The sequence below is a fragment of the Symmachiella macrocystis genome, from assembly GCF_007860075.1.
GTDB lineage: Bacteria > Planctomycetota > Planctomycetia > Planctomycetales > Planctomycetaceae > Symmachiella > Symmachiella macrocystis.
The window spans coordinates 1,209,371-1,229,420 of record NZ_SJPP01000002.1 but is presented as its reverse complement, the minus strand read 5'-3'; the positions used below and the strand labels follow the sequence as shown (position 1 = coordinate 1,229,420).

The 20,050-nt window shown below is 54.1% G+C and carries 16 protein-coding genes and 1 pseudogene; 4 read left to right on the top strand and 13 right to left on the bottom strand.

Annotated features, from left to right (window positions below; genetic code table 11):
- Nucleotides 1-96: 96 nt before the first annotated feature.
- From CA54_RS22870 to CA54_RS22860, 3 genes are all read right to left on the bottom strand, one after another.
- Nucleotides 97-492, bottom strand: coding sequence for a DUF5684 domain-containing protein (locus tag CA54_RS22870; RefSeq protein ID WP_197532742.1), 396 nt, complete (start codon nucleotides 490-492; stop codon nucleotides 97-99).
- Between the two features lie 419 nt (nucleotides 493-911).
- Nucleotides 912-2,471, bottom strand: coding sequence for a tetratricopeptide repeat protein (locus tag CA54_RS22865; RefSeq protein WP_146373277.1), 1,560 nt, complete (start codon nucleotides 2,469-2,471; stop codon nucleotides 912-914).
- A 311-nt stretch (nucleotides 2,472-2,782) separates the two neighbouring features.
- A complete protein-coding gene (locus CA54_RS22860; protein WP_146373276.1) occupies nucleotides 2,783-3,196 on the bottom strand; it encodes a hypothetical protein in 414 nt (137 codons plus the stop codon).
- Between the two features lie 608 nt (nucleotides 3,197-3,804).
- On the opposite strand from CA54_RS22860, the gene CA54_RS22855 reads away from it, so the two are divergent.
- On the top strand, nucleotides 3,805-4,479 hold the full coding sequence (locus CA54_RS22855; RefSeq protein ID WP_197532741.1) for a sigma-70 family RNA polymerase sigma factor: 675 nt from the start codon (nucleotides 3,805-3,807) through the stop codon (nucleotides 4,477-4,479).
- A 91-nt stretch (nucleotides 4,480-4,570) separates the two neighbouring features.
- On the opposite strand, the gene CA54_RS22850 is transcribed toward CA54_RS22855, so the two are convergent.
- The 8 genes and pseudogenes from CA54_RS22850 to CA54_RS30250 form a co-directional block, all read right to left on the bottom strand.
- Nucleotides 4,571-7,747: an efflux RND transporter permease subunit gene (locus CA54_RS22850; RefSeq protein WP_146373274.1), complete on the bottom strand. Its 3,177-nt coding sequence runs from the start codon at nucleotides 7,745-7,747 to the stop codon at nucleotides 4,571-4,573.
- A gap of 37 nt (nucleotides 7,748-7,784) precedes the next feature.
- The gene (locus CA54_RS22845) at nucleotides 7,785-9,074 is read right to left on the bottom strand and encodes an efflux RND transporter periplasmic adaptor subunit (protein WP_146373273.1); all 1,290 of its coding nucleotides are present in this window, start codon (nucleotides 9,072-9,074) and stop codon (nucleotides 7,785-7,787) included.
- Between the two features lie 21 nt (nucleotides 9,075-9,095).
- Complete coding sequence (locus CA54_RS22840; RefSeq protein ID WP_146373272.1) at nucleotides 9,096-9,824, bottom strand: TetR/AcrR family transcriptional regulator; 729 nt, start codon at nucleotides 9,822-9,824, stop codon at nucleotides 9,096-9,098.
- 324 nt (nucleotides 9,825-10,148) lie between these two features.
- Nucleotides 10,149-11,318 (bottom strand): serine hydrolase domain-containing protein, encoded by a 1,170-nt coding sequence (locus CA54_RS22835; protein ID WP_146373271.1) that lies wholly within the window; start codon nucleotides 11,316-11,318, stop codon nucleotides 10,149-10,151.
- A 131-nt stretch (nucleotides 11,319-11,449) separates the two neighbouring features.
- Entirely contained in the window at nucleotides 11,450-11,929 is a 480-nt protein-coding gene (locus CA54_RS22830) for a YbaK/EbsC family protein (RefSeq protein WP_146373270.1), read from the bottom strand.
- 27 nt (nucleotides 11,930-11,956) lie between these two features.
- The gene (locus CA54_RS22825) at nucleotides 11,957-13,573 is read right to left on the bottom strand and encodes an aldose epimerase family protein (RefSeq protein ID WP_146373269.1); all 1,617 of its coding nucleotides are present in this window, start codon (nucleotides 13,571-13,573) and stop codon (nucleotides 11,957-11,959) included.
- 59 nt (nucleotides 13,574-13,632) lie between these two features.
- The gene (locus CA54_RS22820) at nucleotides 13,633-14,565 is read right to left on the bottom strand and encodes a hypothetical protein (RefSeq protein WP_231963165.1); all 933 of its coding nucleotides are present in this window, start codon (nucleotides 14,563-14,565) and stop codon (nucleotides 13,633-13,635) included.
- Between the two features lie 9 nt (nucleotides 14,566-14,574).
- Nucleotides 14,575-14,673 (bottom strand): annotated as a pseudogene (locus CA54_RS30250) (MJ0042-type zinc finger domain-containing protein); the annotation flags it as partial.
- Between the two features lie 402 nt (nucleotides 14,674-15,075).
- Between CA54_RS30250 and CA54_RS22815 the strand changes: the two are divergent.
- Complete coding sequence (locus CA54_RS22815; protein ID WP_146373267.1) at nucleotides 15,076-16,296, top strand: FG-GAP repeat domain-containing protein; 1,221 nt, start codon at nucleotides 15,076-15,078, stop codon at nucleotides 16,294-16,296.
- A gap of 16 nt (nucleotides 16,297-16,312) precedes the next feature.
- Nucleotides 16,313-16,813: a DinB family protein gene (locus tag CA54_RS22810; RefSeq protein WP_197532739.1), complete on the top strand. Its 501-nt coding sequence runs from the start codon at nucleotides 16,313-16,315 to the stop codon at nucleotides 16,811-16,813.
- 37 nt (nucleotides 16,814-16,850) lie between these two features.
- Here the strand turns inward: CA54_RS22810 and CA54_RS22805 are convergent, their stop codons facing one another.
- Together CA54_RS22805 and CA54_RS22800 are read right to left on the bottom strand one after the other, a co-directional pair.
- Entirely contained in the window at nucleotides 16,851-17,330 is a 480-nt protein-coding gene (locus CA54_RS22805) for a hypothetical protein (RefSeq protein WP_146373265.1), read from the bottom strand.
- A 200-nt stretch (nucleotides 17,331-17,530) separates the two neighbouring features.
- Nucleotides 17,531-18,256, bottom strand: a complete 726-nt coding sequence (locus CA54_RS22800) for a hypothetical protein (RefSeq protein ID WP_146373264.1) — start codon at nucleotides 18,254-18,256, stop codon at nucleotides 17,531-17,533.
- Nucleotides 18,257-18,501: 245 nt separating this feature from the next.
- On the opposite strand from CA54_RS22800, the gene CA54_RS22795 reads away from it, so the two are divergent.
- Nucleotides 18,502-20,007: a type IV pilus twitching motility protein PilT gene (locus CA54_RS22795; RefSeq protein ID WP_146373263.1), complete on the top strand. Its 1,506-nt coding sequence runs from the start codon at nucleotides 18,502-18,504 to the stop codon at nucleotides 20,005-20,007.
- Nucleotides 20,008-20,050 lie beyond the last annotated feature (43 nt).

The following is a 20,050-nucleotide window of genomic DNA, read 5'->3' as shown; positions in this document are numbered from 1 at the left end:
ACCACTCGCAACGCATCGAAATAACAACAGCCCCCGGCGGATTGCGCCGAGGGCTGTTGTTTTTTAGGAAACCTGCTTTGTCTTTCCGCTGCATCCTTAGGCGGCCGCGCCTTGGAAGCGGGCGTCGCCGAAGCCCAGCATCGGGACGAAGATCGCACCCAAAAAGGCGATGCCTACCCCGTATCCGGTCCCCTTGCCATACGCTTTCGCAAAATCGATTGCGGCGATAATCGCTACGACCATGCCGACCAACGGAATCAGCAACAGAATGAACCACCACGCCGGTTTGCCGGCAATTTTCAAAAATACGATCGCATTGTAAATCGGGACCAGCACCGCCCAACCCGGTTCCCCCGCCTTTTCAAAGGCCTTCCAAAATCCGGCAATCACTGCGACACCGATCGCCAACATCACGAATACGGGAACCAGCCCCAACAAACCGCCGCTGCTACCTTCGCTTTGTGCCAACAATGCTTGTCCGAAATCAGCCATATTGAGTTCTCCTCGCGTCAAAAAAAGTGAGTGTGATGCCCCGTCTGCGCATCTTCATCGGGGTGACCGATGTGTAAGACTGCGAAACCAGGCGGAAAGCTTGCCCCAATGCCTGCTACTATTCACAACGAAAAAAAGAGAATCATGGTTCAAAAAAAATGAACGGTTTTGATGTTGTTGTCAAAAAACATTCTGCCGTTGCTGCCATAATTCCATTTTGCGACATTGCCAATCAGAGGATACCTGTGGACTCTGGTGTGCTTTGGAATGCTGATTGGTCGGAGAGTGACTTTGCCTCTCCACAAGGTTGATTCCATTTGCGTCCCCAAACCGGACAGCCAATTTGGCCTTTGTTTTGATTTTTGACGCAATGCAGCAGCTTGCCCGGATTATGCGGCAGCTGACAGCCTATGGAGCTTTCATCCGTCCGCTTCGACCTCAAGTTCAATGGCACGTTGGATGTCGTCGTCGGCTTGTTGAGGGCGTCCCAGTTGGCGGCGGGCTTCGGCGCGGCTGCGATAGGCAAAAGCGATACTGGTGAGCTGCGTACGTCGCATCACCGAGTCGGTCGTGCGTGGTTGTTCTTCCAGTAAATCGACCGCTTTTGAAAAATCTCGTTCTGCCTGCTTGGCATGGTGGCCGGCATCTAGGTAGGCCTGTCCCCGTTGGCTGTAGGCATAAAATGAATCAGGATCAACTGCGACACCTCGGGAGAAATCAGCAATCGCTTCGTCAAAGCGGTTCGCTGCCAACAACACTCTAGCGCGCTCGATGCGATAGGTCGAATCTTCGCCTCCCAGTTCAATTGCACGATCAAAATCGGCCAAGGCTTGCTTGAGCAGATCGTCATCCGGAGCATCGTTATACCAATCGGCCAAGCATTCTCCGCGTTCGCTATAATTGTCAGCATCTTGCGGCTCCAACGCGATGGCCTTGCTGAAATCGGCATGGGCTTCTCGGTACCGCTCCGATAACAAATAGGACATACCGCGAGCGTGATACGTGGTGACCGACGGCTCTTTTTCGACCGCTTGCGATAGGGCGGCAAACCCTTCCTCTTCGCGACCATCGATTAACAGGCTGCGCCCCCGTTCGATCAGGGCGGGAATGCTGTTGGGATTCAGCCGCAGTGCTGCTTGGACGGCCATCTCTCGGTGTGCCTCGTCCGGCGACAATCGGCCGATGGCCAACAAGGGTTCTGCTAACGTCGGGTCGAGCTTATTCGCTTGCATGTAGTAAAAAATCGCTTCTTCGCGGTGTTCGACCGCTTCGTCAGACTGACCTTGATAGTCGGCCGACATCGCGCTTCCACTGGCCAGGCTTCCTAAGGTCATGTATTTCTGAGCGATCTCCTTCGGCGGGCGGCCGCGGCCCTCGAGTTCCTTCTCTTCCAACCGTTTTCCCAGAACGTACACCTCACAGGGAACCGACCACCCATCCGCTAGCCGCCGCGCAACGTCGAGCAGGATATCAACCGGTTGACCGGGCTCTTCGGTCGACGACAAGATTTCAAACAGCGAAAACTGGTTGCCGGCGACTTCAATATCCACAGTTCCATCATAAGTCGGTGTCTCGCTGCCGATCTGTTTCGTTTGCACGCAGATGCGTTGAATCTCCGCAAACGGAAATGTCTGCCAGCGCATCCCGTGCCGATAACGGATGGTTTCATCACTCCAGTCAATCACCGTTTCACGAGAGCGGTTCGAGCGATTGTAGGGAATGACAACCAGCGCAAACAGCCCCACACAAATCAAAGCAGCGATGAAAAACACTTGGTAAAAGCTAGCCGAGTTGCCCATCACAAAGCCGGCAATGACCAAACCGATGAGCGGCACCGCGAGCAGCACGCCGCATCCCAGAGCAATCGAGAGTTTGGGCCGTTGAATCACAACCCGTTTGCCGATCCGCCAATCGGAGACATTTTCCGTAACGGACATAAAGTCGACTTCGGGAACGTCGATCATCTGGTGCTCGGGCATCAATGGTTCCCTTTTCAAGAAATGCTGATTTTTGGCCTCCCCCACAAAGCTGGGACGGAGGGGGGGCGTCGACCCCTAGTACGTGGTAAACCGATCCTTGTGACACTTTCGGAGGGAAAAAATGGAGATCTGCACTTGAGAAACCAAATTTTCCTCTGTATTTGCACACTGACCGTATGCACCATGGCACAAAGAAACAACCATCGGAGTTCTCACACCGACGCCTGGAAGAATGCGGATTCGCAGCGCAGTTCAGCAGTTATGTCCGCTGGACATGCCAATCGGGACGCTCAGAGCAATCGCCGCGGGCACTAAGAATAGGTGACGAACCAGAACAGAATAAGTTGTCCCAAACTCAGCGTCGTCGCAACGCACATGGCCATCGATTCGCGGTAGAGATACAGAAACGCAATTGCCGTTAGGACGACAATTGTCCCGATGAACTTACAGCCCACGAAGAGGGCGACCGATCCGTTGTCGAGATCCATCAGCCAGCAGCCGATGGGGTTCAGTTCATGGATGGTTTCTTGAAACCGGACGAGCATATATGTGTCGTACGCCGAAATCAGGCTGATCAACAAGCACATCCCACACAGGATTGCGACTTCGACGCGTCGTTTTCCTAGAGGTGAGGATGCGGCCTGCGGAACGGCGACCAGCGCGCGCTCGAGGGGTAGAAACAAATGACGATGTTGCCGTGCGTACGGTGTGCGATTGATTTTCATAACAATGACCTCCTTGCCTAGACTCTCCGCCTGCGCCGTTATTCTGGATAGCAGTTTTTAAGTCTCTCAAAAAACGCCTGTCGCTAAGTCGAAGGCGCACCGTCGACCCTCGGCCAACGAATCCTAATTCGCGCTGGGGGCTTTTCATGCATTTGCCGTGCCCTTTACGTTCGTAAACGCGGAAGAAATATTTTCCCAAAAAAGTTGCCGATTTATGGTCACAATCTGTGATCCCTAAGTACAAGATGGTGACACACAGGGATCAGGACAGCGAAAACACGGGAGCATTTACCGTAACTCGCTTCTGTGAAAAGCAGTTAGGAGCACATAATCAGCATCTCTCAAAATTTGTCGCCGGTCGTCAGGCAGGGCGCTTTGATCGGTCGTGTAACAATTCGCAGTTTTTTTCGCTGAACGAAATCAAAATCCATTGTGCAACAGGGACGGGCGTAGCCTGCCTATTAATGTCGCGACAAGGTGCGCCGCATCGCAAATTCCCACCACCCATGAGCGGTAACAGGGAATTCCGAGCGAGACTGAGTCACGTCAACGACCGCATCGATGACCACAAACAACACAGAACTCAAAACACCTCAGAGATAATTTACATGATGAGATTTGTTCATATTGCGTATGACCTCAATCTGTCGCAGATGGCCGATGAGCCGCTTGTGGTACTGGCCAAGGAATGCCAATTTCAACCGGCAGAGAAGGAGTTGCTGTTGCGGTATCGCGTTTGGTCCAATCGGTTGATCGTACAACTGGGACGCAAACGCGGGCTGACCCTGCATGAGATTGAGGATGCGGCGCAGGATGCCGTGTTTTCCGTTCTCAAAGCCGTACAACGTTACGACACGCAGCAGATGGGCAGAATTCAAGGCTGTTCCTTTCAAGCATTTGTCGGACGAGTCGCGACTGATCGCTTTAAGGACTTTGTCAAAAAGTTGTACCGCATCAAAATTCGCTTTGGACGGTCGTTACAGAGTTACGAGCACAAGGAAACGGGGACCACGTCCGGTCTGGATGCGAACAGTCGGCTTGCCTGTCACAAGAAAAGCAACGACCCGGTCCATATGTCGCAGCGGCACGAGATGGATGTTCAGTTGCGCCGTTTCTTAGATGGCCTCGATGCAGCCGCTTGCCGATTCATGGAGCACCTACTCGCCGGCGATTCCTTGCGGGAAGCGTCGGAGCACGCGGGCTACTCCTACGACAAGGGCAAACGCATGCGGCGCAAACTCCGGGGGAAAATCGCTCGCCGTCTGGGCGTACCGGTTGGGTGAACGAAAGCGGGCTTGAAATCACAGGCCAACTCCTCCCACGCGAGCGGATGTTCGCGAGGGGCAGGGGGAGGATTGGTCCTGTGGCACATCGTCACACGGAATCGACAACCGCCGGAACTTTAGAGTCATCACCAACCGGCGACTGTACGGCGGGATCATCTTGTTCGAAGGAAGTGCTGGGGGGCCGTTTGTGACGCCGTCCTGAGCCCATCGCCAACACGTAGGCCGAGGGAATAAAGTACAACGCCAAGATCGTTGCGCCGCCCACCCCTCCGGAAATTGCAATCGCCATGGGAGGCCAAAATCCTCCTCCGGCGATGACCAGCGGCGCGAATCCCGCCATCGTCGTCAGCGACGTCGCGACCACATGCCGCGTGGAGTGGGTGACGACATTTCGAACCGCGATAGGGTCTCCTCGACGTGCATCAGGATCTTCACGCAGTCCGGCCAGCACAACAATCGCATCGTTGATTGCAACGCCAGCCAGTCCCATGGAGCCGATGATTGCCATAAAACCGAACGGATGCCCAAACACTGATAATGCGCCCAAACCCAAGCCCACTGACAGCATACCCACCATGCCGACCAAGGCCGCTACGCGGAACGATCCGAAGGACAACACCAACGTGGCCACCATGAGCACCAACAAGACGCCGACGCTGGCCATGAGATTACCAATCGCGTCGTCCCGTTTTTCAGTTTCTCCCCCAAACTCATAAGTGTAACCGGGGGGCATTTCGAATTTGGCCTCTTGCAACCGTTGTTGAAATGCCCCCAAAACGGTGGCCGGCAGAACTCCAGCGGAGATAAAGCCTTGCACTTCGTTCATCCGCCGCCCATTAAAACGGGGGATAGCGGAGATTTCCGCAGTGACTTCAACATCGGCGATTGCCGACAGCGGCACGCGCGGTCGCTCGCCGGCCGCATTGGCTGTCGTTGGCAGTAGCTCTAGCGAATTGATCAAGCTGAGGTCAGCGCGGGTATCATTGGAAACGCGTACGCGCACTGGGATCTCCTCCGTGGCTTCCATGATCGACCCACCTGTAGTCCCCTCAAGGGTCGATTGCAGTTGATCGGCAATGGCTTGATGATCCAAGCCCGCCAACCGGGCTTGTTCTTCATCCACCGTCAACGACAATTTCGGCAAGGCTTCCGCGAGTTCCGAACGCGTGTGAATCACGTCAGGGACGGCTGCCAAATGGGCTCGAAGTTCCTCACCCAATTCGCTCAGTGTTGACAAGTCGGGGCCGTAGATTCGGACTTCAACTGGAGCGCTGAACGGTGGGCCTTGTTCCAATTGTCGCACCAGGATGCGCGAGGACGCAAAAGATTCGTCCAGCTCCGTCTGCAATTGATGGATTATTACCCGTGCCCCTTCGGCCGATTTTAACTGCACCATTGCTTGTGCATAGTGCGACGCGTTTTTTTGTTTGGGCATCAGGTTGTAATAAAAAGCCGGCGCACTTTCGCCGATAAACCAATCGGCCGAGACGACCGAATCGCGCGCCAACAGATGGGTTTGGACTTGCTTGACCATCTCCAACGTTTGTTCCATCGATGTGTGTGAAGGCAATTCCATTTCCACGTGAAATTGATCGCGGTCGGCGGGCGGGAAAAACTGTTCCGAGAGCGTCCGCGATTGCACGAAACCGGCAACCGGTAAAATGAGCCCCAAGAGAATTCCCAAAAGTGGGTGTGCAAAAAGTAGGTCCAAGGAACGGCGGTACAGCACGCCCAGACCGGCATGGGAAAATCCATCGCGCCACCAACGCCATTCTCGTTGCGCGTGACTCAAACTTTGACCGATGACCGTCAACGCGGGAATAACGGTCATCGCCAGGACAAACGAACTGGAAATGGCCAAGATGACGCTGACGGCGATGGAACCGACAAATTCTCCTGCCGGACCCGGCATCAAAGCAATCGGCGCAAATGCAAATGCCGTGGTCAATGTCGATCCCAGCAACGGGATCGCCAAATGTTTGACGCTCGCCGAAACCGCTTCCCCCGGCGGCATCTGTGCGCGCAAATTCGACGTGACGTCGTCTACAATCACAATGGCATTATCAATCAGCAGTCCCAAGGCGATGATTAAGCCGGTGACCGACATTTGATGAATGGGAATCCCCAGCATCCGCATTCCCGTGAGCACGATCAACGACGACAGCGGCAATGCGATGCCCACGATCAGCGCGTTGCGCCAACCCATGAGCAGGAAGATCACCACAATCACCGCTGCTCCCCCCAGCAGTAAGTTTTTAAACAACGAGCTGAGTCGCGCTTCGACGTATTGACTTTGTTCGAAAGCCGTAATCAGGACGATCCCCGCCGGCAATTGTTTCGAGAATGCGTCCAATGTCGCACGTGAACGCTGCGTCCAATGATCGATACGTTGCGATTCTCGGACGAGCACACTCAATGCGATAGCCGGATAGCCATCGATGAGCACCAAACTCTCCGGCGGTTCAGCGATCCCCTTGTGGATTTCAGCAATATCACCCAGTCGGACGAATTGGCCGTCGGCGGCATAATGAATTGGCATCTGGGCAATGCGCGCCAGCGAATCCAATTCGCCGTTCACTTCCAACAGCAAATCCGATCCATGTCCACGAAATTGTCCCGAGGCAACCTTGGCGTCGCTGGCCTCAATTTGCTTCGCAACATCGGTCGTCGTCAGCCCCAGCATCGCTAGTTGCTGCAAATCAATGGCGACGGTGATTTCCTCCGTGGGATCGCCAAACGTTTCGACATCCTCGGTCCCGGGGATTGCCCGGATCTGGTCTTCCAGATCTTCGGAGAGTCTTCGCAGAATCGCATAATTGGGTTGATCGTCCTGCTGCCAAGTGAGCGCCACGATCTGAGCATATGCTTTCATGGGCACATCTTCAAATTTTGGAGCCGACGCACCGGCCGGTAACATCGGCGTCGCATCTCCCAGCTTATCACGGACGCGTGACCAGATTGGATCCGACTCGTAGACGTCGTCGCGCAGTTCGATGGTCACCACCGAAATTCCTGTGCGGGAGACAGAGCGCAGCTCCTTGATTTCGTCGATGTCTTGAAGTTCTTCCTCCAGTTTCTCCGTCACGAGCGTTTCGACACGTTCGGGATCGGCACCAGGGAAAAAAGTATGCACCTGCGCAATCCGTTCTACGAGGATGGGGTCCTCCATGCGGGGCAAGACGGCGTATGACGACAGTCCCGACACTAAGATCAATACGATCGTCAGTGCCAGCAAACGTCGATTGCGGTGAAACAGATTGGACATGTTGTAAGTTCGCTGGAGCAAAAACAGTCGAAGGGACTTATTGAATCATGCCGCGGACTGTTTGCCCCGCCACGATGCGATGTGTACCGCCGGTGATGACGCGATCGCCGGGCTGCAAGGTGCCCCGGACCAACATGCGTTCTCCCTCTGCGTGCAGAATCTCGATTTCGCGCTGCTCGGCTGTGCCTGTCCCGGAGTCATCCAGATTGTCGATGACCAAGACGGACCACAAGCCGCGACTGCTACGACTAAGTGCCGCCGTCGGCAACCAATACCCAGCCATGCGAACCGTCTCGGGAATAGAAATACGCGCGACTTCGCCCGGAACGACAGTCTCAGCTGCTTCGGCATCCAAGGCCAGTACCACAGTCCGCGTGCGGGTGGTGATGTCCAATTCGGGCAGTACCGTCTTCACTGTTGCCGAATAGGTCCGATCACCAATCACCACGTCTTGTTGCATTCCGGTATGGATCGTTCGCGCAATGTCGACCGGTAGACCGATCCTGGCTTCCAAACTGGCGATCTCCACATAGCGAAAGACCGACGTATTGGGAGAAACATAGGTCCCTTCATCCATGTGCCGTATAGCAATTCGTCCCTCAAACGGAGCAATCAAATGGGCGTCGTCGACATCAACCGCCAAATCCTTCAAGGCCGCATCCAATCGCGAAACCGCGGCGCGCTGCGCGGTGATTTTTTCTTTACGCGTACCAGCCAACAATTCATCTAGCTTTCGTTGCGTGGATTCATACTTGGCCTTGGCGGAACGTAGACCGAAATTCGAACGATCAAAATCTTCCTTGGAGATCACCTTGCGGCGGTACAGATCTTCGTTGCGCTGATGCGAGGCCTGGGCATGTTCAAATTGCGAACGCATGTCAGTGACATCGGCGCGGGCTGCTGAAATGGTTTCCTTACGCGGGCCGGCGAGGTACTCCTCCAACAACGCCGCCGCTTGTGCGCGTTGTGCCTGCAGTTCCGAGCGTTGTGCCTCTAAGTGTCTGATGTCGAGTTGTGCCAGACATTTTCCTTGATAAACGTCCTCTCCTTCATCGACGAAAATCTTGGTTAAGCGTCCAGCTCGCGCAAATGCGAGTTCACTCACACGCTCCGCTGCAATCGTTCCCGTGTAGGCCTTCACATCCTCGAACTCTGACACCTGTTTAGCAACGATAAAATTCACCGGGACGCTCTTTTTTTCAGCGGCCCCCTGTTCTGACTGTGGACTGTTCGCAGCAGCAGCAATCCCCACAGCCACAGCTGCTATGAAAATCACACTGGCACTCCAGACGATAGAGCGTCGGGTTGGTTTTTGACGGTTCGTCATTTTAATCCTCTGGGAAGCGAGCTATTCCAAAACCGATTGGAATTCTTCGGCAAAGATTTCATGGGTGATTTTTTCGGCGACGGCATCATAATCGTGTTCACTGGAAAGCGGTCGCCACCCGATTCCATTGAGAATGTGGTGCACGTTCGTCCGCACCGACACGAAAGGGTCTTCGACGCCCAAATTGGCCAATGATTCGCCGGTGCTTAATATCGAGTACGCTCCAAAGGTGAGCGACCACAGACCAAACACCAACTCTTCGGGCGTAGTTTTTTCGGGGAGCACCACATCGCCGCAAGAGATTCCATCACGGACAATCCCCGAAACCATGTGCATACATTTACCTTCGGCAACTTGCATCAGCTCCCGCCGGTTATGGGATGTTTTTTCCCAAATCGAGCGGGAATTGATGATTTGTTCGACGGCAAAATGATCAGGGAACAGACGGACAAACAATTCGCCGGCGACTCCGATCGCCGTAAGCCGTTCCCGCGATAGTCCCTGGAACGCGGCGGCCCGCGAAAAAAACTCCGAGCGCTTTTCCTGTGTTTCAATCGCCAAGGCGATGATGATTTCTTCCTTGCAGGAAAAATGCTTGTAGATCGTCCCTTTGGAGTACTCCAACTCGACCGCAATGCGGTCCATGTTCAGACCATGGTATCCCCCTTCAATCAGCATCGGCCGGGAAAGGGAGAGAATGTCCGCTTCGCGTTTTTGAATTTCACGTTGTTTGCGCGTAAGAGTCTCCATACCAGTATTATTGACGCTTCGTCACATTTTGACAAGGGGTCAGTTTATGGTCCATTTTGCGTTGACTACTGCAAGCCATCTTGGGGGAATACCGGCATGTATTAGCTAGTAACGCGTGGCAGAATATAGAAGAATCCACGGAAAGTAGGTGGAAACCCTTAGCGGCTCGGGCGTTCGATCTTGAGGTCATGCTGGGGATTTGCTAGCGTACTGTCGGTCCGGTTTAAGCGAATAGCCCTGCTTCGGCGGGGGCGAGCGCCTATTCGCTCGCTGGGCCATTTTTTGCGCGCTGTGCGCTGGAGAGCGAATCGTCGGCGAACGGAATTATTTGTTTCTGTCCACCGCTTTGACGGCCAAATCTTGAAAGCCCGCGCGGATGTCCGAGGCATCGCCATTGCCAAATCCAGTCCGTTGAATCATCAACACGTAGATCGTTTGGCGATCCGGATCAGCCCAACCTTGTGTGCCAAAGGCACCGCCATGGCCAAAAGTACCGGGTGATAACATCTTCGTCACCCCCTGGGGATTGCGAACCACGCCCCACCCGTAACCCCACCCGCAACCAGGCGTAAATCCTGCCTCAAGTTCACCGGTTTGTACAGTCGTCATTTCACGTACGCTCTTTTCGGATAGGATCCGGACATCGCCGTATTGACCGCCGTCAAGAATCATTTGATAAAACCGGGACACATCTTTGGCCGTCGAAAAAAGACCGCCGGATGGGTTGGGCGAGCGTCCATCGTTTAATCTGCACCACCAATTGGGCTCTGTGACAAGCGCAGATTTATCTTTGCTTGGCTTATACAGCGTGACGATTCGCGTCTGTTGTTCAGTATTGGGAGAAAATGTGGTGTCCGTCATTTGCAGAGGATCAAAGATGCGTTGCTGCAAGAACTTTTCGTAAGGTTGTCCGGAGACGATTTCGATGATGCGTCCACAGATGGATAACCCTGGGCTATAGGCCCATTGCGTGCCGGGTTGAAATTTTAAGGTCCGTTTCGAAAACTGTTGAACGGTCGCCTCAAGTGAGCCTTGGTTCTGCTGGTTCCCAGAGACCCCCGACGTATGCGTCATCAAATCGCCGATGGTGAGGGGCCGCGCGGGTGGACCGGATCTGAGCTCGATGTCTGCAAAGTCGGGGAGGTATTTCGAGACGGGATCATCGACAGACAGTTTGCCCTCATCGCACAAAATCATCACTGCCGTCGCCGTCATCGGTTTGGTCATCGAGGCAATGCAAAACAGCGAGTCGGTTTGCATGGGGCGCTGTTGGTCCATATCGGCAAGTCCGACTGCTTTCAAATGGACCACCTTGCCTTGATGCGCGACGAGCGTGACGACACCCGAAACCTGTTGCCCTTCCACAAACGCCTGCATCCGCTGCCCGATTTTTTCCAACGCTGCCGAGTTAGGTGACTTAGAGTCAGCCGCCTGGCTGATTCCTGGAAATGCGGGAGTGGTCAGCAACACAACAATGAAGAGAATCCGTTGCACAGTAGATTATCCTGAAAGAGATTGATGAGATGAGATAAATATGATGTGAAGTTGGCGAGTGCCGAGAAATGGTTTGGGGCGTACTCATGGTCCTGCTGTGATTGCCAACCAGCGGCTGACTGATCCGGCCATTACTGGGCGGCGAATGCAAAAGTTTTTGCAGGCCGGGCAATCCGCAAGTAGTCTGCAGTGGCCAGGATGATTGAATCGGTGAGCGAGCCTGCGTTGAAGGCAATCTTGTCGTTTTGCTCGATCCCCGTGTCGACATTTAAGTCGAAGGGGAGTATGGGGTGTCCGAAGGGAGGGACACAACCGGGGACCAATCCCGTCAATTCGAGCAATTCGTCCCGGGTGGCGAATCGGGTTTTACGTACGCCCAGTTCGTTGCGTATAGCGGCGGAATCCGCTTTGCAATTTGCTGGCAGTACGAACAGGCGAAAGTCATCACCGACTTTTAATAACAGCGCCTTGCCCCCAATGCGTATTTCTTCACCCCGAGCACGGGCCGATTCTTCCGATGTGAACGTCGGTTGATGATGCACTTCGCGATAAGCGACCTGCTCGGCTGTGAGAAACTCACGAATATTTTCAAGAACAGGCAGTTCGGTCATGTAGGATAAATTGTGGGCTAGGGTGATTCAATTCGCGCGTGGTAACAGCGGTTCGATCACCGACGTCCACAATTCGTAACCAGCGGGGCTGAGATGCAAACCGTCCTTGATGAACAGTTCCGGCTTTGGCGTTCCTTGCTCATTGAGCATGGGCTTGGCGATGTCGGCGAAGGTGATTCGCTCATCGGTGTCGGCGAATGCGGAGATCAGAGCATTGGCATTTGCCATTTGTTCGTACAAGTTCCACCGCCTCAAACTCGGTTTGATCGCGATGTAGACGATTTTCGTCTCCGGCAACGCCGCATGGATCTTGCGAGCGAAACGTTGGAAATCCTCAGCGACTGTTTCCGGCGATTGTCCACCAGCGATGTCATTATCGCCCGCATAGACCACGATCGTGCTCGGCTGATAGGGGAGCACGATTCGATCGGCGAAATACAGACTGTCGATCATTTGCGAGCCACCGAAGCCGTGATTGATCACAGGTCGGTCGGGGAAATATTTGGGCAAATCCCAAAATCGGATGCTAGAACTCCCGACAAATAAAGTCCCACCAGCTTCAGGCGGTTGTTGGCGACCTTGGGTTTCGAACTTTCGAATGGCCTTTTCCCATCGGCTGAATTTGTGTCCGCGGGCGTCGCTGATGCGATAGTGAACCGTTCCACTTAAAGTTTCACCCGGTTCGGCGACGAGCAAATGGGACTCCGCTTTCAACCCCTGTTGGTAGAGATTGTGTGCATCGGTCGAGCAGGTTTGGTTTTCCACGCAAAACCAGTTTTTGTTTTCCGGTGTATAGACAACCAAATGTGTAAAATCATCACTGGCAACTAGGGAAAGCTGAATCCCCACGTCGCGGAAATCGGCCACAGTGGGGTGATCCGATTGCATCCCTGAATAGACGTCGTCGATAACAAACCCCTCTAACGACTTCGCAGCGCGGGCATCGAAGGCAGTCCCCTCCAGGTCGACCAGTTTTCCAGTCGGCAGTAGGTTCTCAGCTTCCATCCAATGCGCAGCTGGGATCGTTAGAAATGTGTTTTTGCGCTCGCCTTGATACAGAATCCAAGGGTGCAGCGCAAAGCCAAACGGCACCTTGGATTTGCCGTGCGTGTTGTCGACTTCATATTCCCAACTCACGCCCTCCGCGCGGACGGTCACAGCGACACGTAGTGTGTGCTTAAGCGGAAACGCTTCGTAATGTTTATTGCCGGGAGCGAAGACCAGTTCTGCTTCGATCACAGCCTGATGGGCGTCTACTTCCGTCCGGCGAACGGTCCAGGGGACATTGTGAACCAGGCCGTGAATGAAGTTCGTCCCGTCATTGGCATCGAAGTGATAAGTTTTGTCTGCAAACGTAAATTGAGCATTGCGTACGCGATTGGGGCTGGGATACAGCAGCGGGGCGCCGTACGAAACCCCCGGCAAGTCGGCGAGCGTTGGAGGTGTTTTGAGCAATTCCCGTCCGGCATGTTCAATGGAGAAAACGTTGAAACCCGCAGCGGGGACTACCCGAATTTTTGTTTGTCCGGCCTGCGCCGTAATCACCCGCCATCCGGTGTCGGCGTCAATATCGTCATGAATTTCGGTTGCCGGTAGCGGCGCGGCGGCGGCAATCAGGAGTAGGAAAGTACCGGCGTATCGCATGCATCAATTCCTTTGCGCGGACGAATGAGTGAGTGGCGTCTCCATGACTCGCAAGCTTGTTAAGCATCGTCCGCATTGGCCGGTGCAATCGTTCCCATCATGTGTTCAAAAATTGGTTTGGCTGTATCAAACTGTTTGGGGCTACAGCGAAAATAGGCGTTGTATTTTCCGCCATCCGGATCATACAACGTCATTCGATAACCGGTCGTGCTCCCAAAGATGAGTCCAGGGTCGGTGAATTTCGAATATTGTGCGATTCCAAAACCGGTGAGCATTTCCTTGGGCGGTGATTCTTCGAAGTCAGTATTCGACTCTTGGATTTCCTTGAGTCGACGCTGGTGGACCGCGTAGGACGGAGCCTTGTCCGGATTGTTAAATCTGGATTGTCCTCCGGTCATCGCGACGTTCATGGCTTCCTTTTGTGGATCGAATTCAACGATGAAAACCTCTAAACCTGCGTGGTTAATCCGCAGGAAGAACAATTTGTTGGAGTGGCCTCCGCCGTGTGAAATGTCCCAGCCTTCGGGGTACTCGATCATCACTTCGCCATCAGCGGGTTCATAAACCAGATATTGTTTGGGTGCTACAAGTTTGCCAGATTCCGCGATTCGCTTGGCCATCGAGGGTCCAAAGACCGCTCCCAGGATGATCAATGACAGCAGGACCACACCGCCTGCTACGGCAATGATTTTTTGCAGCTTGGTCGTTTGGGCTTTCTTCTTTTTCCTTTTGCCCTTATCAGCCGACTTCGCTTTGCCTTTTTTTCCGCGCGGCTTGAGTCTGCGCTTGGGAGCGGCTGGCTGGCCAAATTCATCGGGTTCGTCAGCTTCCGGTTCTTCGGTCTCTGAAACCCTTTGAATTTTTTTGATCTTCCGGCCGCTGACCGGCAATTCCCCGGTCTTCGAAAAGGAGATTTCTCGTCCGTAGGGATCAACGCTGCTGTTGGTTTTGCGCCTAGCGCCACCGCCGCCGGATGTGATCGGCTGAACCACGAACGGTGCCTGGCATTTCCGGCATTTGATTTTTTTGCCCGCTAGACTGGCGTCTTTAAGCCGAAACACGGACTTACACTTGGGGCATCGAGCATCAATGGTCGACACGAGTCACCTCAGTTTTGAATGACGCAAATAGGGCACGACACACCTGTTCACAATGATTTTAATCGGATTGGTGTGGTGAATTCAAATTCCAGCATGCGAAAAACAGGGCAAGTCTTGTTGAGTGCATAACCTGTTTCGATGATCAACTGCCCACAGAAACAGTATCCCCGTTTTCGCGCCACAATAACAGGCGCCGCACACGGTTTTTAGCCATCTGACGTGCCTGCGGTCAGTTTCGACCCTAAAACCCGGCGCCGACGCCCCTTCTTTAATTGTGCCAAGGACCGGGATATTTTCAATGATCATGCCCGTCGTGATTCACGAATCGCGCCGAATTCCTTATGCTGGTTATTCGGGAGAGTCATTCCCCTGTTGAAGACCTAGGAAACTAGAGAGCCGATCATGCTACTGAAAACCACACCACTGAAAGCCTTCGCTATCGTTTGTCTCGTCGGATATACGTTATCCATCGCAACTGGAGCGGATGCGGTTGCTGCTGAACAGCCCACAGTGACTTTCAAAAAAATCCCACTGGCTGTCAGTCCCAACGAGGGATGCGCGGTTGCTGATATCGACCGGGATGGAAAGTTGGATGTCATTGCCGGCCGCAATTGGTTTGCAGCTCCGGACTTTGCGGCGCGACCTCTGCGAAACATTGAGGAGTTTGGTGAAGATTACTTGAAGAACAACGGCGACCACGTCTACGACGTCAACGGTGACGGTTGGGTTGATGTGATTTCCGGCGATTGGCACGGCGAAGAAATATTCTGGTACGAAAACCCGGGCAAAGTGGGATTAACCAAGGGGCTACGTTGGAAGCCTCATTTGCTAAAGAAAACACGTAGTCGCAATGAGGCGTATTTTCTTCAAGATCTGGATGGCGATGATGTGCCTGAAATCGTTGTCGATTGTTGGGAAACCGAAGCACCGCTAGTAGCTTGGAAGTTGATCCCTTCTGAGGAGGGGCCGACACTTGAACAACATGTGTTGGGCAACAATGGCTGTGGACACGGCATGGCGTTCGGCGATGTCAACGGCGACGGCCACGATGACATCTTGACGCTTGTCGGTTGGTACGAACATCCCGGCAGTGATCCGCTCTCGAAGGAGTGGAAACATCACGCGAGTTGGAATCGTCCGCACGGCAGTTGCCCGTTTCTGGTTGTGGATCTCACCGGCGACGGACGGAACGACGTGATTTGGGGCAATGGCCATGACTACGGCCTGTATTGGCTGGAGCAATTGAATACCGGCGAAGACGATACGGCCTGGAAAGAACACCTCATCGATCGTTCCTATTCGCAAACGCATTGTTTGCATTGGGCGGATATCGATGGCGACGGAGCAGGGGAGTTGATCACAGGCAAACGAGTCCGCGGTCATGCTGGTCGCGATCCGGGGGGCGTGGAGCCAGAATGCCTCTACTACTACGAATGGGATCAGGCCAGCCAAAAATTTGACCGGCATCTCATCAGTGCCGGAGAAGGCATCGGCACCGGCATGCAGATTCGTACCGCAGACTTGAACGACGATGGACAGCTCGACATCGCCGTGTCGGGAAAATCGGGCACTTGGGTCTTGCTCAACCGAGGTGTCGAAAAATCTCCCGCGGCAGGGAAATAAACAAAGGGTCTCACCGATGATTCGTTTAAAACTTGCCGTCGATCAATTGTTGTGCGCCCGCAATTATACGCTGGACCTGTTGGATACGATCGACACCGTTGATTGGTATCAAACACCGGCGCAGCACACCACGCACGTGGGGTGGCAAGTGGGGCATTTGGCTGTCGCGGAATACCGGTTGGCGTTGGTGCGGATTCGTGGCTCGCAGCCGGGTGACGAAAAGCTGATCCCGCCGGATTACTTGCGGCTGTTTGGCAAGAATTCGATTCCATCGAGTAAGCCGGGCGACTATCCCGGGCCTGACGAATTGCGGGCGACGTTGGACCGGGTGCATGTTGCCGCTCTGAATTGCATGCAAAATCTGCCGGTCGAAGAACTGGACATGCCGTTAACCGAGCCGCACCGGGTCGCCAAGACCAAGCTCGAAGCGCTGCTGTTCTGTGGGCAGCACGAAATGGTGCACGCCGGGCAAATTGGCTTATTGCGGCGCATAGCGGGATACGCTCCCGTGTGGTAGCGCCAATGCGAACCAACACCGCCCAGGGGCTGGGCTGTTAGATTCTCGCGAATGCCGATTCAAACGCCGCCGGGTCATCGTCGGCGGTCAGACGGTCAGCCATGTCACCCAGAAGTGAGAGGACGCGGAATTCGCCGCGGGGAATCACTTCACGCAATTGCAGGCCGAATTGCCAATACCCGCCTTCAACTGGTTTCCGGTAGCGGATTTCGCCTTGGATGAAGTCGCAGTGATTCTCGTGCCAGAAACCAACTGCGACAAGATCGGTGGTGACCGGCCGTTGCGTGAGAATGGCGGCTCCGAGGCTGGAAAGGTTCTTTGTCACTCCAAATGCGGTGAGTTCCACGTTTGGTTTTTCGTCAACTAACGGAATCAATAAAACGGGCAACGAACGATTGACCCGTAACTCCTGTCGCGTTTCGGAGTCACTACGCAATGTGGGCGTCGTGCGGTCGGCAAGCCGCCGCATGAAGGCGTTGACTTCGTTGCGTTTTCGGTGATTTTTGAAGAAGAACATGATCCCAATCTTAGTCGGCGCAATTCGAGGGTTGCCTAAATGTAGCCCGCGTTGCGCGCTCAAACAGGGAAAATGACTAAGAAATGGTGCGTTTCTTCAACAGCCTTGGGACGTTTGACGTGGTTGTATGGATTCTAACGGCGGGGCCGTAGTCGAAACTAGGATGGTTTCCCGATGTCCACAGTCCCTTTCGTTGGAATTCAAAAACTTGCAGGTTCACTGAATTCTTCAAAGTCATCGAATGTGTCGGGAGCACGCCGTTGGTCGTCCCGAGGTTTGGGGGCGACGTATTTGTCTGCGTCCTGGATGGCGAGGCTTTCTAATGGGAATTTGATGATCAGTTTTTCTGACTGCATCTCTTCAAACAAACCGGCGGTTGAACCGGTCTGATGGATGGTGACATCGTCCAGCGTCAGTTCGCCTTCGGCATAATGCAGATTGCTGGCATGGATCTTCGTTGTGCCGTTCTCCAGCGTCACCGGACCGCTGCACTGGATGGTGTAACTCACCGCCTTTCCCGGAGCTGCACTGCCGGACAGCTTGACATCCGCACAGAGCACGCGCAACGTTTCCTGTGTGCTGGATGGTTTGGCGGGACGTTTCGAGGACCGTTTGGGCTCCGGCTTATACGATAAAACTTTCCGTTTCGGAACTGCTTGGGTGGGGTTGTACGGAGCACCATAAGTTGGGATTGCATTGCGATCCACCGGCGCGTCGTCCGCAGCGACTTGCCGCGTTAACAGCAGCACAAAACGAGGGACTGCTGGTTCCTTTTCGGCGTCGTCTTGGGGCGTCGGTGGATCGGCGGGCGCCTCACTCGCTGTCGCTGGCGGATTCAGTGGGGCATCATCGGCCCGAGACTCGGTAAGGCAAAACCAGCACAGACCCATCAGGGGCAGGACGGAAAATTGAATGCAGCGCCGCATAGAGAATCCTTTCGCGAACGGGGAGCGGAGCCCCAGCGGGGCCTGATAACGGGGAATCATGCCGGAATTCTCGTTGCAACGTCAAGAGGAATCATCCCGTCGGCCTGCCTGAGTGGGCCGTACGATAGGATCGATGCGCTGCGCATCGCAAGAATTATGTTGCAATCTTCAGTCCATTCAGTACAAGATAGAGTTGGTGCTCGGGTTTCCACGGTCACAAATCCTTTTGATTGAGAAACCACGGCATGACCGAAATGATACTCGGTATCGGCCACCAGGAAAGTTTGATCACTGTTCTGGAAATGGCGGAGGAGCATGCCCGCCGCACGCACGGTGCGCCGCGATCGATCGCGGCTCATGCGCCGGGAATCGAAATCCACGCCGACCGGAAGAACTTTGACGGACCCTTTGAGACATTCAAAATCCGCCTGCTCCTCGATGGCCCCTTATTAGTCGAAGTTAAGAACTTCGTAGCGCAATCCGGTGGCGCAATGACCGCCACCGAAGAGGGGGACACGCTCGAACTGCTGTGCCATTGCGACAATCCGGAACACGTTGAGGAGACTCACAAAACCATTGACGAGATTTCGCGGTTATTGCCATTGCCGGAGGTTTGGCGATTTCATGGAGAGCAATATCGTAAAGAGCATTTGAGCGCTGAAAAGATGTTCCATGCGATGCTCAAATTCAAGGCCAGCGACGTGCACCTCTTCCCCGATGCCCACCCGGTGTTTCGGGTAGACAATGTGGCCCGCAATTCGGAAATGCTCAAGCCGCTCTCTGCCGAGCAGATTCTGGCGTTCATCCGTGAAATCGCACCCGACCGCGACTGGAAAGACTTTGAGCAGCATCGCCAATGCAGTTTCACCTACCATCAAGTCGGTATGGGCTATGCGCGGGTGTCGGCATTTATAAAAGGCGACGTGCCGCACTGTACGATGCGGTTCCTTTCCGAAGTCATCCCGTCGTTTGAAGACCTTAACGTTCCTCGCGAAATCATGGAAACCCTGGGCCGCGCTCATTTCGGGTTGATCCTAGTGACCGGCATGACCGGCAGCGGCAAGTCCACAACCGTGGCCTCGCTGGTCGATTGGATCAATACGCACAAGTCCTTGCACATTTTGTCCATCGAAGAGCCGGTGGAGTATGTGCATCACAACAAAAAGTCGATCATTTCGCAGCGGGAAGTGGGGATCGACGTTGAGTCGTTCCATGAAGCGGTTAAGGCTTCTTTGCGGCACGATCCGGATGTGATCTTCATCGGCGAAATGCGCGATCCCGACACAATTCGATCGGCGATCAATGCCGCTGCCACGGGCCACTTGGTCATCAGCACGCTGCATGCCAACACAGCCTCGGAAGTCGTGAATCGGGTGGTCAGCTTTTTTGATCCCGTGGAGCGGGACTTGGTCAAATTGCAACTGCGGGATTGCGTGCAGTGCATCATTTGCCAACGACTGATTCCTAAAGTCGGCGGCGGCCGCGCCCCGGCACTGGAATTCATGTTCAACGACACCAAGCATATTTCCGATAGTATTCTCGCCGGCGACAGTATCGGCATTCGTGTCGGCATGCAGCAGACAATGACCAATTCGATCATCCTAGAGAAGTATTTGTTGCAGATGATAAAATCGGGCTTGATCGCTAAGGATGATGCGCGGGAGCACGCCGCTCATGCCGAAGTCCTGGATCAAATGCTCCGCGGGACGTACGTGGTCCCGTCATTGGAATCAATGATGCACAGCCATTGATGCCTGCGCGTCATTTTTAAGAGCTATTGCTTAAAGTGGCCAT